The sequence below is a fragment of the Flavobacterium sp. Leaf82 genome (assembly GCF_001422725.1).
In the GTDB taxonomy this organism is placed as follows: domain Bacteria; phylum Bacteroidota; class Bacteroidia; order Flavobacteriales; family Flavobacteriaceae; genus Flavobacterium.
Map to the genome: position 1 here is coordinate 94,149 of NZ_LMMA01000037.1, position 12,502 is coordinate 106,650.

At 33.0% G+C, this 12,502-nt stretch carries 15 protein-coding genes and 2 tRNA genes; 9 read left to right on the top strand and 8 right to left on the bottom strand.

Annotation, left to right across the window (positions count from 1 at the left end; all coding sequences use genetic code 11):
* Window positions 1-219: 219 nt before the first annotated feature.
* The 6 genes from ASF10_RS23450 (at window position 220) to ASF10_RS23475 (ending at window position 5,507) form a co-directional block, all read left to right on the top strand.
* Window positions 220-1,302 carry a hypothetical protein gene (locus tag ASF10_RS23450; RefSeq protein ID WP_056255062.1) on the top strand — a complete coding sequence of 361 codons (1,083 nt, stop codon included), beginning with the start codon at window positions 220-222 and terminating at the stop codon, window positions 1,300-1,302.
* Window positions 1,302-2,375 carry a PAAR-like protein gene (locus tag ASF10_RS23455; protein WP_082472501.1) on the top strand — a complete coding sequence of 358 codons (1,074 nt, stop codon included), beginning with the start codon at window positions 1,302-1,304 and terminating at the stop codon, window positions 2,373-2,375. The genes ASF10_RS23450 and ASF10_RS23455 overlap by 1 nt, the downstream gene beginning before the upstream one ends.
* Before the next feature lies 1 nt (window position 2,376).
* Window positions 2,377-2,970, top strand: a complete 594-nt coding sequence (locus ASF10_RS23460; RefSeq protein WP_056255067.1) for a hypothetical protein — start codon at window positions 2,377-2,379, stop codon at window positions 2,968-2,970.
* Between the two features lie 45 nt (window positions 2,971-3,015).
* A complete protein-coding gene (locus tag ASF10_RS23465; protein ID WP_056255069.1) occupies window positions 3,016-3,675 on the top strand; it encodes a hypothetical protein in 660 nt (219 codons plus the stop codon).
* Window positions 3,676-3,828: 153 nt separating this feature from the next.
* On the top strand, window positions 3,829-4,659 hold the full coding sequence (locus tag ASF10_RS23470) for a hypothetical protein (protein WP_056255072.1): 831 nt from the start codon (window positions 3,829-3,831) through the stop codon (window positions 4,657-4,659).
* Window positions 4,660-4,790: 131 nt separating this feature from the next.
* Window positions 4,791-5,507: a DUF4369 domain-containing protein gene (locus ASF10_RS23475; RefSeq protein WP_056255075.1), complete on the top strand. Its 717-nt coding sequence runs from the start codon at window positions 4,791-4,793 to the stop codon at window positions 5,505-5,507.
* Between the two features lie 115 nt (window positions 5,508-5,622).
* Here ASF10_RS23475 and ASF10_RS23480 read toward each other — a convergent pair whose 3' ends face one another.
* From ASF10_RS23480 to idi, 8 genes are all read right to left on the bottom strand, one after another.
* Window positions 5,623-6,081 (bottom strand): DUF5362 family protein, encoded by a 459-nt coding sequence (locus tag ASF10_RS23480; RefSeq protein ID WP_056255079.1) that lies wholly within the window; start codon window positions 6,079-6,081, stop codon window positions 5,623-5,625.
* A 177-nt stretch (window positions 6,082-6,258) separates the two neighbouring features.
* Window positions 6,259-6,332: transfer RNA gene (locus tag ASF10_RS23485), tRNA-Thr, on the bottom strand.
* Between the two features lie 104 nt (window positions 6,333-6,436).
* Window positions 6,437-6,510 (bottom strand) — tRNA-Thr (locus tag ASF10_RS23490).
* Window positions 6,511-6,588: 78 nt separating this feature from the next.
* On the bottom strand, window positions 6,589-6,855 hold the full coding sequence (locus tag ASF10_RS23495) for a hypothetical protein (RefSeq protein ID WP_026982865.1): 267 nt from the start codon (window positions 6,853-6,855) through the stop codon (window positions 6,589-6,591).
* Between the two features lie 56 nt (window positions 6,856-6,911).
* Window positions 6,912-7,880 (bottom strand): type I phosphomannose isomerase catalytic subunit, encoded by a 969-nt coding sequence (locus tag ASF10_RS23500; RefSeq protein WP_056255081.1) that lies wholly within the window; start codon window positions 7,878-7,880, stop codon window positions 6,912-6,914.
* A 52-nt stretch (window positions 7,881-7,932) separates the two neighbouring features.
* The gene (locus tag ASF10_RS23505; RefSeq protein ID WP_056255084.1) at window positions 7,933-8,391 is read right to left on the bottom strand and encodes a peroxiredoxin; all 459 of its coding nucleotides are present in this window, start codon (window positions 8,389-8,391) and stop codon (window positions 7,933-7,935) included.
* A 3-nt stretch (window positions 8,392-8,394) separates the two neighbouring features.
* Window positions 8,395-8,805, bottom strand: a complete 411-nt coding sequence (locus ASF10_RS23510; RefSeq protein ID WP_056255086.1) for a 6-carboxytetrahydropterin synthase — start codon at window positions 8,803-8,805, stop codon at window positions 8,395-8,397.
* Window positions 8,806-8,843: 38 nt separating this feature from the next.
* On the bottom strand, window positions 8,844-9,371 hold the full coding sequence (gene idi, locus ASF10_RS23515) for an isopentenyl-diphosphate Delta-isomerase (RefSeq protein WP_056255088.1): 528 nt from the start codon (window positions 9,369-9,371) through the stop codon (window positions 8,844-8,846).
* A gap of 296 nt (window positions 9,372-9,667) precedes the next feature.
* Here idi and msrB point away from each other — a divergent pair, with 296 nt between their 5' ends.
* The 3 genes from msrB (at window position 9,668) to ASF10_RS23530 (ending at window position 12,476) form a co-directional block, all read left to right on the top strand.
* Window positions 9,668-10,222, top strand: coding sequence for a peptide-methionine (R)-S-oxide reductase MsrB (msrB, locus tag ASF10_RS23520; RefSeq protein ID WP_056255091.1), 555 nt, complete (start codon window positions 9,668-9,670; stop codon window positions 10,220-10,222).
* A 9-nt stretch (window positions 10,223-10,231) separates the two neighbouring features.
* Window positions 10,232-10,849, top strand: a complete 618-nt coding sequence (gene msrA / locus ASF10_RS23525) for a peptide-methionine (S)-S-oxide reductase MsrA (protein WP_198529624.1) — start codon at window positions 10,232-10,234, stop codon at window positions 10,847-10,849.
* 223 nt (window positions 10,850-11,072) lie between these two features.
* Entirely contained in the window at window positions 11,073-12,476 is a 1,404-nt protein-coding gene (locus ASF10_RS23530; RefSeq protein WP_056255094.1) for an aminopeptidase P N-terminal domain-containing protein, read from the top strand.
* Window positions 12,477-12,502 lie beyond the last annotated feature (26 nt).

Here is a 12,502-nt window from a genome sequence, read left to right on the forward strand (position 1 = left end):
CTTACGGGGCTTTTTTTGTTCTAAAAAATCTAACAGACAAAAGGGAATATTTGTATATAAAATCCTTTAAAAAAATCCTGCAAACTCATCCTTACAGGATCTTTTAATCACCATAACATTAACCCTATTCTATTGTTCTTATGACTTATTGACCCTGTTTGTTTGTTACTTCACTTCTTATTTTTATAAAAAATAGTACTATTCTAAATCTCAAATATAATGATACTGGAAACATACAAATTAAGGGGAGACGAAAAACTATTAGAAATTGCAGCCAAATTTAGCGTGACTGCTGAGGAAATCAAGGAATTGAATCCAAATCTGCGGATATTTAAATCACTATTTGGAACCGAATATGTAGAACATTTACAAAGTGTAATAATTCCCGTAAAAGATACTGAGAGAGAAATTATTCCCGAAAATTTACAATATAAAAGAATCACAGATGACCTGATCTTTGAAAAACAAGCAAGATACAGATGCGAACAAACTGTAATTACTAAAATTAATGGTATTGTACAAAACCATGCTGTTACCAAAACAGAATTTATAATAGGGAAACATAATGCAGAAAACAGGCTTTTTGTAAAAATGCAAATGACCGAAAATATTTTGCACATGCAACCGGAGCAAATGGAGAAAATCATAGTTCTTTTAAACGATATCGAAAACGTAAAAAATGATGCTATACTATTGGTAAATGCAAATACAGGAAAGATTAGCAGAATAATGAATCATGCTAAAATCATCGAAAAATGGCTCCAACTCAAAGAAGACATAAGAGCTAAATATGATTTTATACGATTAGAAAAAAACAAGGGAGATTTTGATCAATTTATAACCTTAGCAGGAAATCAGATTCTTGCCCAAGATAAATTAATAACAGATCTGGAGAGTAAACTTTTTTATCAATTGTTTTTTGATAAATATCTGGTTGTCAAAAAGGATTTATTTGAGCCCTACAAACGACCTTTCTATTCACAATTATTTTCAGGAATAGCATTAGAACTTGACTTTAGGCAGGACATCCTCTCAGAATCCGAAGATGAAATTGCAATACGAAAAGTAGGTAATTTATCACGTAAAAATTACAACGCAGCCCAACTGGAACAAATGTATAACGATACGTACAAACCATTAATAAAATATAAATTTTCTGAGTTTAGTTTTAGCTATCGCGAGCGCAGCATTATAAATACCAAAGACCAATGGATAGAAAGTGCTGAAGTAACAATGATCGAACAAGTAAAAAATAATATACAAATAGTGGTAGAATATAAACTAAAAAAAATAGATCTATAATGGCTGAATCATTTGTACCACAGGAAACAACGGTAATATGTACCATGATGACCAACGGAACTCCACAAAAATTAGGCATTACCAGAACGCCCCATACTTTTCACCTTGCAAAAGGACAACCCCTGCTTAATATTTATGATAAAAAACTCTCAGGACCATTTGGCTGTAAAAATCCGGCAAAATTTTGGGGAGGACTACAAGCATTATGCCTTGGTATTGCACTGGCAGCTGCAGTAGTACTAACCGGCGGAGCAACGCTAGTAGTTATAGTTGCTGCCTGTGCAATAGGTGTAGTATCAGGCGCAGTAGGAATGTACAAAATGGCGCACGATTGTGATATTATTGGAACAGCTGAATGGAAGAATGCTCATAATATGGTTAGGATCGACCAAGGGAATGCATTGTTAAACGGATCTTACATAAATTGTAGCAAGGGCGGATTAATAAACATTATAATGGATCCCGTTATAGCGCTGGATGCTGCAGAGCAAATAAGCGACAATAATACTAAAGAAGTCCTAGCCCAAATGGGTTCAATGTTTCTTATAGGTGGTATTAGTGTAGCTACAGCAGCGGTAGCAGGAACAGCATCTGCGGTAATATCTGCTACTGTTGCAATGGGAATGTATGCCCCTGGAGAATGGATGGGAGAACAAGCATCTAATCCTGTAGTAGGAAATCTGGAAGCAAATGCAAGTGCAGATATTGCAACAACAGTTGCTACAAAAGGAAGTTCTGGCGTAATAAGGGATCTTGGCGTAGGTGTTACCGAAAATATTGCAAATAATAGTATCCAAAACATTACAAAAGGGGCTGCACAATATGGAGTAGGTGTAGCAACGGAATCTGTAGAAATGAGTTTGGAAGGTGCTGTAAGATATACTATAGGAAAAAACAGATTTAATTTTTCTATGGATAAAACCGGTGTCGGTGGTTTGATAGCCAATATTGTTATTGGTTCAGCCTCTGATTATTATGAAGCTACATTAGCCGAAAAAACTGAAAAGGATAGTGATAGATTTAACAAAGCTGATAGAAATAACGGAATAAATGTAATGGCAAAACTAAATTAATATGAAGAACGTTTTAAATTATTTCATAGGTCTAATATCAATATTAACAGTAATTGCTATTATCAATGGCGTTATAAATTATTTTTTTCTTTGGGAAAACAATGGAAATAATTATTATAAAAATTACATAAAAACATCTAGAGAAATTAAAGTAAAGGTAGAAGATAAAAATTTTGATGAGGAATTTGGTCATACTCACTATATAAAGTATACTATTGGCTATAAAGGAATAATGGGAGGAAGTAGGGATTATACGTTTGAGGACAGTTATACACAAAAATATTTTAAAATTATGCGTTTTGATTTGCCAGATCAATCTCTTACTGCAGGGCAAAACGCAGTAATTAGCGGTAAAGATATATGTATAATGGTAGATATTTACGAATATAATAATCCTGATTATGGCACTATTACAAATCCCATTCATGTTTTTAGCTACAAAGGAAGTCAAAAACCACTAGGTGTATCCGTAGGAGCAGAAGGATGGCAAATTATAGAACCCACTCAGCAAGAATATGAATACAATGTTATTAATTACCTCACTTATGTAATGCCGGCAAAGGAGTTTAAAGAGCGTTTTGAGAAGGGAAAATAAATATCGCATTTTAAAAATAAGTGTAATAGCAAAAAACGCATAAATATGATCAATTACAAAAATTACATTGGTTGGTTCATAGGCAGTTTTGTCTTATTTCCTGTGATGCTTCATTTTTATAGCACATTTTCGATAAATAGAAATGAAGGCAAAAAATATTATCAAAGCTATATTAATAATTCTGTTGAAATTAAAATTAAAATATCAGAATATGAAGAAAAAGGAAAGATCTATGGTATTACTTTTAAATCAGGCAGCTATTTAGCATCTTATAGTCGCTCAGGTTCTAATAACGGAGCAATGGACAAATTAATATGCTATAGTCAAGAAAATAAAAAATATTTTGCAGTAACAGTCTTTGATTTTTTATTTCAATATGGACAGTCAAAATTTGAAATAATTCGAAGAATATTAGACAACAAAGAAATTTTTATAACTGTAAATAAAGATGATTTAGCAAATCCAAAGTATGGCACAAAAGAAAATCCAATCCCTGTTTTCAATTATAAAGGAATTGAAAAAACTATTATGGTAAATGTTGGAAATGATGGTTATATAATATTAGAACCAACCCAAAAAGAGTATGAACATAACGTAATTACTTACTTGACCTACATAATGCCTAAAGAAGAATTTAAAGAGCGTTTTGAAAAAAGGAAAATAAATATCCGGTTTAAAAAAAAAGCAGAAAAGCAAATATTATAAAACAGTTAAAAAAACTATACGTTTGTAAAACATTATCACATAAAAATACGTTCTAAATCCTGTAGGCAGAGCCTACAGGATTTTTTTTATTTACGCTCACTTTTTTTATTAAATTTGAACACCTATTAATACTAACATAAAACCAAAACTACCATGAAAAAAACCATCATTTTACTACTAACCATTTGTGCAACAGGATTTACCTATATTTCTTGTTCTAACAATGAAGATAACAAAACGAATCAGGCAGATGTAAATTCTATTGGAGCCTCAATTGCAATTGATGCCACTACCGAGATGGATATCAAAACCGGATTATTAGTTTCATCAAAAACTTCATCTACATTAAAATCAGCCGAAAATATAAGCGGAATTTGCGGCACCGTAACCGTAACACAACAAAGTGCAGATTCTTACCCAAAAGTATTTACTGTAGATTATGGAACTGCTGGTTGTGCAGACAATCAAATAGTAAAAAAGGGCAAACTAAAAATTACATTTTCCGGACCAATTACTACTACAGGAAGCAAAATGACCATAGAAAGAATAGACTACTCTATTACCGGAATAAAACTGGAAGGAACAATTGAATATGTAAACACTACAACTATTGCAACTGTACCACAATTTAGCAGAAAAGTAACTAACGGAAAATTTACAGATCTTGCAGGAAGAGTTTATCTAAATTCAGGAATTGTTACTATAAAACAAACTGCTGGCGTATCAACCCCATTTGTTCTTGATGACAATATTTACGAAATGCCCGAAGGAACTCATACTGTTACTGCACAAAACGGAGAAACCCTAACATTGACCGTTCAGGAATCACTGATTAAAAAATATTCTTGTGAATTTATTTCTAAAGGCAGACTAAAAGTTCAGGGCGGAATACTAAACGGTGTTGTAGATTATGGTGATAATGATTGTGATAGCAAATACACGTATACAAACGAAAACGGAACTTCGTATAATTTAGTGATGTAATGAGATCATTTTAATAAAATTTATGAATCCCAATTTAGAAATAGATTGGGATTTATTTTTCGCAAAATTTAAACACGACATCATTACATTCAAACTATTTTCTTTATTTTGCAGCAAAATCTAAAAAACCAATGAAAAAATCACTTATTGCTTTTGTTACACTCGCAGTACTAGTATCTTGTAGCAAAAAAGAATCAACTGGCAGCTTGCACCTTACAGGAAATATAAAAGGATTAAAAAACGGAACTTTATATATTCAAAGAATCGTTGATACTTCTCTTGTTGCAATTGACACAATTAAAATAGACGGAAATTCTGCTTTTGAAAGCGACATAAAACTCGAATCTCCAGAAGTTCTTTACTTATATCTGGATCGTGGTGTAACCAACTCATTCGACAACAATATTTTATTTTTTGCTGAACCGGGAAATATAAATATAGACACCAACTTAGATAATTTTATCTATGGAGCAAAAATTACAGGATCTAAAAATCAGGAGTTATACGAAGAATACAAAAAAATAAATTCTCGTTTTAATGACGAAAGCCTTTCTATGGTCGAGTCAAAATTTAAAGCTATCAAAAGACAAGATCAAAAAGCAATTGACAGCATTAATGTAAAACAAGAGTCTAACATTAAAAGAAAATACTTGTACGCTACAAACTTTGCCCTTAACAATAAAGATCACGAAATAGCACCTTATATTGCTTTATCTGAGATTTATGACATCAATATTAAATTTCTGGATACTATTCAAAAATCTATGACTCCAAAAGTAGCAAAATCACTTTACGGAAAAAAACTAACGAAGTATGTTGGTGACATCAAAAAAGAGCAATCAAAATAAGATACATCTTTATATAAATAAAAAAGTCCTGAGAATCTCAGGACTTTTTTGTTTTATAGCAAATTCCAATAAAGGCCATAAAAAAGATTTTTACAGCGTTTGAAATCTATTCTCCTTACCTTCCTAATAATGCTCCAAAAATAGCAAGTACAAATATTAATCCGTATAGTACCAAAATGGCAAGCATAAAAATCCCGATAAATTTGTAATGCGATTTTAAATATCCCAAAGAACTTGTCAATGCTTCAGTATCATTATCCCTGAAAGCTTTTTTTGCATTAGATGCAAACTTAAATAAGTAATAAACCGGAAAAAAATAGATTGCCCCAATAATAAAATACACTATACCCATTACTACGCCAAAAGAACCTCCCATTGCGTTTGCTCCGGGAATAGCTGCTCCCATTGCTGCGAAAAACGTTCCTGCAAAAACGGCGATTAACATAATAAGCCCAATGCCCACAAACCCTAAAATTGATAAAAAATAGGTCCATTTTGCGGTTTCTTTTAAAAACTCTTTTGCAGATAGGTCGAGCTGCAACTCAAATTTTTCAAATACTGAATTTTCTTCCATTTGTATAATATATGTTTTGGTTAAGAAACAAACATAAGAAAAATACGGTTACAAAAATCTAAATTAAAAAATTCAGATTCTTATAACCGTATGTTATTTTTGACCTTCTGTCTTTTGCTTATGAAAAAATATAAAGCAAAAAAAAACCACCACTTAAAAAGTGATGGTTTTACGTTGAGCCGGCGGAGGGACTCGAACCCACGACCTGCTGATTACAAATCAGCTGCTCTAGCCAACTGAGCTACGCTGGCGACTCATTACGGATGCAAATATAAAGTGGATTTTTGTATTTTCCAAAATAAATTTACTGCTTATTTTAATAAAAAACCACCACTGTAAGTGATGGTTTTTGTTGAGCCGGCGGAGGGACTCGAACCCACGACCTGCTGATTACAAATCAGCTGCTCTAGCCAACTGAGCTACGCTGGCGACTCATTACGGGTGCAAATATAAAGCGGTTTTTCGTTTTACCAAAATAAATTTGCACTTTTTTATACTTTTTTTTGCTTACAATTCGTTGATTTTAGCAATCAATTGATTAGCAGTTTCTTCCAATTCAACATTGATTTGTTTGAAGTGCGCTTTTTTGTTTTCAACGTTCTTAGCATTCACTTTTGTGATCAAAGTATCAAAAGCAGCGATAGCCTGATCGATCAAAGCATTCGTTTCTGGAGTAGGATTTCCTGTTGTAGACATTTCGAATAAGTAAATTGCCTCAATAATATCTCCTAATACGAAGTTGATGTCTTTCTTTAAATTTTTAACGTTTGCCATTTTATTTTTATTTTAATTTGCGACTGCAAAAGTACACATAATCTTTTTATTAAGTGCTATGAAATGTAAATTTCTAAAATTGAAGCTTTTCCGTTCAAAACAAATGCATTTATCTCAGCCGGAGCTAAAACCGTATCTCCTTTTTTATACGATTGCTTGAATCCTTCAAATTCAATTTCAAAACTTCCTTCGATACACATATAAACTGTAAAAGTTTCTCCTGTTTTAGCAACCTCAACTTTATCTTCAAGCGGAATAAAATTTGTGGTAAAATAAGGACAATCAACAACTACATTAGAAACATTTGCTTTTGTCTCGTATTTTTTTTGTGTTTCTACCTTATTATAGTTTATAGCGTCGAGCGCTAAATCTACATGAAGTTCTCTAGTATTTCCTTGCGCATCCTTGCGATCAAAGTCATATAAACGATACGTAATATCTGATGTTTGCTGAATCTCTGCCACAACTAATCCTGCACCAATTGCGTGCACGGTTCCGGTTTCTAAAAAGAAAACATCTCCCGCTTTTGCTTTTACATCATCTAAAATCGAAACTAATGTTTTATCATTTAAATGTTTAAGGTATTCTTCTTTACTTGAATTCTCCTTAAAACCTACAATAATCCTCGAATCAGTATCAGCTTGCATTACATACCACATTTCAGTCTTACCAAAAGAGTTATGACGTTCTTTTGCCAACTTATCATTTGGATGTACTTGTATCGACAAGTCTTCGTGGGCATCTAAATATTTAAAAAGCAACGGAAATTGTTTTCCAAAGCGTTCATAAACTTTAGTTCCCAGAATTTCGTTTGGCATATCGTCGATAAGTCCCATCAATGATTTTCCTTTCAAAACTCCGTTAGAAACAATACTAACATCTCCTTCTACTGTTGACAACTCCCAGCTTTCTCCGGTAATTTTAGACGTAATTGGTTTATTAAGAATTGTTTTTAACTTTTCTCCTCCCCAGATTCTATCTTTCAATATGGGTTCAAATTGCAAAGGGTATGATTTTAAGCTCATCGTTTTAAGGCTAATATGTTTTATTAATTTATATCTATTTGATATTAGTATTCTAAAGTACTAATTCTTTGACAGTTTCGAGCGCCTTAGCAATGTGCTTTCCGGCATTCATACTATCAAATATCAATATTACAACACCATTTCTATCAATAACATAAGTTACCCTTCCTGGTAAAAGTCCAAATAAAGTATCACGAACCCCAAAAAGGTGTCGTAATTTTTTATCCTGATCAGATAACAAAATAAAAGGCAATTGATGTTTGTTGGCAAATTTATGATGTGACTTTACGCTGTCGCTGCTTATACCAATAACTTCTGCTCCAAGGTCTTTAAAATCTTCGTATTGATCTCTAAAACTACAGGCTTCAGTTGTACATCCGGGCGTATTATCTTTTGGGTAAAAATAAATCACTAGAGGTTTCCGCCCCAAAACACTTTGGCTTTCAAAAACTTCTCCATGACTATCTTTTGCAGTAAAATTGGGAACTATATCTCCTATTTTTAGTGACATTTATTATTCTCCTTTATAAGTTACAAAATTGCGGTCCGTTTCATTCAACACGATTTCTAAGTCAAAATCGGGATGAATTCTTTTTTTAATTTTATTCCATATCACAACAGCAATATTTTCTGCCGTTGGATTCAAATCATGAAATTCCGGAACATCCAGATTCAGATTCTTGTGATCAAACGGAATCTCCACTTCGTCGTGAATAATATCCGCTAATACTTTCACATCTAAAACAAAACCAGTTTCCGGGTCAATTTTTCCTGTAACACTTACTGTTAAACCATAATTATGACCATGAAAATTGGGATTATTACATTTTCCAAAAACAGCATCGTTTTTTTCAAATGTCCAATCTTTTCTGTGCAATCGATGTGCAGCATTAAAATGTGCTTTTCTTGATATGGTTACTCTCATTTGTGGTTGGTTAGTCTGGGGTTAAAGTTTTTAATCTTTTAAATCTTGTGATCTTCTAAATAATGATCAAATTCATCAAATATTATTTTAAACCAAACGGTATAAATTTCAGGTTGTTTTTCAATATCCGCTTTTACATCTTCAATTTTCATCCATTTCCAGTCTTCGACTTCTTCAAAATTTATGGCCGGATTATCGTTATAATACCCAATCATAACATGATCGAGTTCATGTTCTGTCAAGCCATTATCAAAAGGAGCTTTATAAATAAAATGAAAGAGTTCTTTCAATTCCGCTTTAAAACCCATTTCTTCAAACAATCTTCTGCTTCCGGCTTCAATATTTGTTTCTCCTTCGCGCTGATGACTGCAACATGTATTTGTCCAGAGTAAAGGTGAATGGTATTTTTGACGGGCACGTTGCTGCAGCATTATTTCATTTTTGTCATTTAAAATAAAAACCGAAAAAGCGCGATGCAGAACTGCTTTTTCATGTGCTTCTAATTTTGGCATTAAGCCAATTTGCTCATCGTTTTGGTTTACTAATATTACGTTTTCTTCTATCATAGGGCTTATTGATCAAACAAAAATACGAAAAAAGAAATGGCTTTAAAATCCTAACAGAGATTGTGAAAAGTTTAACGAGTCAACGATTTTTCAATCCTTTAATTTTCAATGAATTGAAAACCTTACATCATTTAAAAACCTTTAGAAAACAAGCATTAAAAACTAAAACCAGCTATTCTACGTAAATAAAGAAAAGTTAAAACATACTTAAAAAATTCTCAATTAAACAATTCACGTAATTTCAAGGCAAAATCTCGTTGTATCTTTGAAATCACAGAATAAAGCACTCAAAAACAATGAAAACAAAAAACCAAATCTTTAGCCTTTGCTTTTTAATCCCGCTTTTCATTTTGCAGGCATGCGGACAAAATGCAAAAAAACAAAACACCAAAACAATCGTTATGGAAAACAAAATCAGCAAACCCGGAAATCCTTATTACTCGAATACAGATACTACTAAGTTAAATGTAACGAATGCAGAGTGGAAAAAAGTACTACCGGAAGATGTTTATGACGTAATGCGAAATGCAGATACCGAAAGACCTTTTACAGGAAAATACTGGAATACAGACGAAAAAGGAACTTATTATTGCGCATCATGCGGGAACTTACTTTTTCGCTCCGGCGCAAAGTTTGCCAGCAGCTGCGGATGGCCAAGTTTTTTTGAACAAGACAATAAAAAAAGTGTTGTTTATAAAAACGATAATTCTCTGGGAATGGAAAGAATTGAAGCTTTATGCGGTCGCTGCGGCGGACATTTAGGACACCTTTTTGATGACGGACCTGAACCTACCGGAAAACGATATTGCATGAACTCGATCGCACTTGATTTTGTTCCTGACGCTAAATAAAACATACAAATGAAAAATATAGTTCTAATTTGCATTCTGGCATTATCCCTAAATGGATTTGCACAAAACGATAAATCAAAAAGCGGTTCAAACCTTGAAACTATTACACTTGGCGGAGGTTGTTATTGGTGCGTTGAAGCAGTTTATGAAAATCTAGACGGAGTAAAATCTGTAGTTTCGGGTTTTTCCGGCGGTAAGGTTGCCAACCCAACATATGAAGAAGTTTGTACAGGAACAACCGGTCACGCCGAAGTAGTTCAGATTACATATGATAAAACGAAAACAGATATCAATGAAATTTTTCAAGTCTTTTTTACCGTTCACGATCCAACAACATTAAACCGTCAAGGCGCAGATGTTGGTACACAATATCGTTCTGTGATTTTTTATAAAAATGCCGAACAAAAAAAAGCTGCTGAAAGTATTATTGCTGAATTAAACAAAGCAAAAGTATACAACAGTCCGATTGTGACAAAAGTTGAGCCTTTTAAAACATTTTATAAAGCCGAAGATTATCATCAGAATTATTATGCAAATAATAAAAATCAGCCTTATTGCAAAATGGTAATTCAGCCTAAAATCGAAAAATTCGAGAAAGTCTTTAAAGACAAATTAAAAAAGAAATAATAGTACTTTATCTGGTTAATAATAGTAGTAATAAGTTGCCGTCCATGAAAATGGACGGTTTTTTTATGTCTTTTATTTCTGAATTCATCAATTAGGATTGATTATATTTTTATGTATTGAACATAATATTCGCACAAAATTGTAAAATTTGTGGCTATTTTTTTATCTAATAGCAATTCATATTTTTTGTAATTTGCGACCACAATCAATCAAAAACCACAAAATGAAGCAATTATTCTTATTCTTTATTCTCATAATCACCGTAAATCAGGTTCATTCACAGCAAAACCTTCCAACAGATTACCTTTCGAAAGAATTTCATAAAGGCCGTCGCGAAGCTTTTAGAAACCTTATGCCGGCAAATTCTGTTGCAGTAATTTTTTCATATCCTGAAAGAGTTTTTTCTAAAGACGTAAATTATAATTATCATCAAAATCCTGACTTGTATTATCTTTCCGGTTATAAAGAGCCAGATGCCGTTTTAGTACTTTTTAAGGAATCACAAGGCTCAGAAAAATACAACGAAGTGCTTTTTGTGCGAGAAAGAAACGCCGGAAAAGAAACCTGGACAGGAAGACGTTTAGGAGCTGAAGCTGCAAAATCTAAATTAGGTTTCTCAACGGTTTATAACGGAAAAGATTTTAAGGACTTTGCTATTGATTTTAAAAAATTTGACACCATTATTTATGATAAAATCCCTACTGATATTGGCAACGACAAAAGTGGATTTGATCTCTATGGTTTATTAGAAAGTTTTAAGAACAAAGCCGGAATCACAAACGAAAATAAAACTTCTGTCGATGTATTTACAGACATCACCAATTCACTTCGAGAAATAAAAACCCCAGAAGAAATGGATTTGCTTCGTAAATCTGTAAAACTTTCCTGCATCGCGCACAACGAAGTAATGAAAGCTGTTGGTCCGGATATGAGCGAAAATGAAGCTGACGGAATTCACGCATATATACACAGACATTATGGTGCCGAAGGCGAAGGATATCCGCCAATTGTAGGCGCAGGTGCAAACGGATGCATCTTGCATTACGGAGAAAATAACAGCACAAAAATCGATAATCAGTTATTGTTGATGGATGTAGGTTCTGAATATCACGGTTATTCTGCTGACGTTACGAGAACAGTTCCGGCAAACGGAAAATTTACCGAAGAACAAAAAGCCATTTATCAATTGGTCTACGAAGCTCAGGAAGAAGTTTTTAAAATTTGCAAACCAGGAACCCCAATCCAGAATCTAAACCAAAAATCAAAAGAAGTCATCGCTGCCGGATTAATAAAATTGGGTATTATTACAGATCCTAAAGATGTTAGAATATATTATCCGCATGGCTGTTCGCATTTTCTTGGTCTTGATGTTCATGATAAAGGTAATTATATGGGAAATCTAAAAGAAAATATGGTTCTTACGGTTGAACCCGGAATCTATATCCCGGCAAATAGCAAATGCGATAAAAAGTGGTGGAATATTGGGGTTCGTATCGAAGATGATCTTGCCATTACAAAAGATTCATACGAAAATCTCTCTGCAGAATCTCCAAGAAAATGGCAGGATATTGAAAAACTAGCTTCGCAAAAAAGCACTTTCAACGAAATGAAATTTCCTAAAATCTAAACTATTTTTTGTCACATAAGTTCGCC

Coding starts and splice junctions, on each gene's coding strand:
- ASF10_RS23530 (WP_056255094.1), top strand. CDS start 11,073: ATGAAGCAATTATTCTTATTCTTTATTCTCATAATCACCGTAAATCAG.
- idi (WP_056255088.1), bottom strand. CDS start 9,371: ATGATAGAAGAAAACGTAATATTAGTAAACCAAAACGATGAGCAAATT.
- ASF10_RS23480 (WP_056255079.1), bottom strand. CDS start 6,081: ATGGAAGAAAATTCAGTATTTGAAAAATTTGAGTTGCAGCTCGACCTA.
- ASF10_RS23465 (WP_056255069.1), top strand. CDS start 3,016: ATGATCAATTACAAAAATTACATTGGTTGGTTCATAGGCAGTTTTGTC.
- ASF10_RS23455 (WP_082472501.1), top strand. CDS start 1,302: ATGGCTGAATCATTTGTACCACAGGAAACAACGGTAATATGTACCATG.
- ASF10_RS23450 (WP_056255062.1), top strand. CDS start 220: ATGATACTGGAAACATACAAATTAAGGGGAGACGAAAAACTATTAGAA.
- ASF10_RS23500 (WP_056255081.1), bottom strand. CDS start 7,880: ATGAGCTTAAAATCATACCCTTTGCAATTTGAACCCATATTGAAAGAT.
- ASF10_RS23510 (WP_056255086.1), bottom strand. CDS start 8,805: ATGAGAGTAACCATATCAAGAAAAGCACATTTTAATGCTGCACATCGA.
- ASF10_RS23475 (WP_056255075.1), top strand. CDS start 4,791: ATGAAAAAATCACTTATTGCTTTTGTTACACTCGCAGTACTAGTATCT.
- ASF10_RS23460 (WP_056255067.1), top strand. CDS start 2,377: ATGAAGAACGTTTTAAATTATTTCATAGGTCTAATATCAATATTAACA.
- ASF10_RS23470 (WP_056255072.1), top strand. CDS start 3,829: ATGAAAAAAACCATCATTTTACTACTAACCATTTGTGCAACAGGATTT.
- msrB (WP_056255091.1), top strand. CDS start 9,668: ATGAAAACAAAAAACCAAATCTTTAGCCTTTGCTTTTTAATCCCGCTT.
- ASF10_RS23505 (WP_056255084.1), bottom strand. CDS start 8,391: ATGTCACTAAAAATAGGAGATATAGTTCCCAATTTTACTGCAAAAGAT.
- ASF10_RS23495 (WP_026982865.1), bottom strand. CDS start 6,855: ATGGCAAACGTTAAAAATTTAAAGAAAGACATCAACTTCGTATTAGGA.
- msrA (WP_198529624.1), top strand. CDS start 10,232: ATGAAAAATATAGTTCTAATTTGCATTCTGGCATTATCCCTAAATGGA.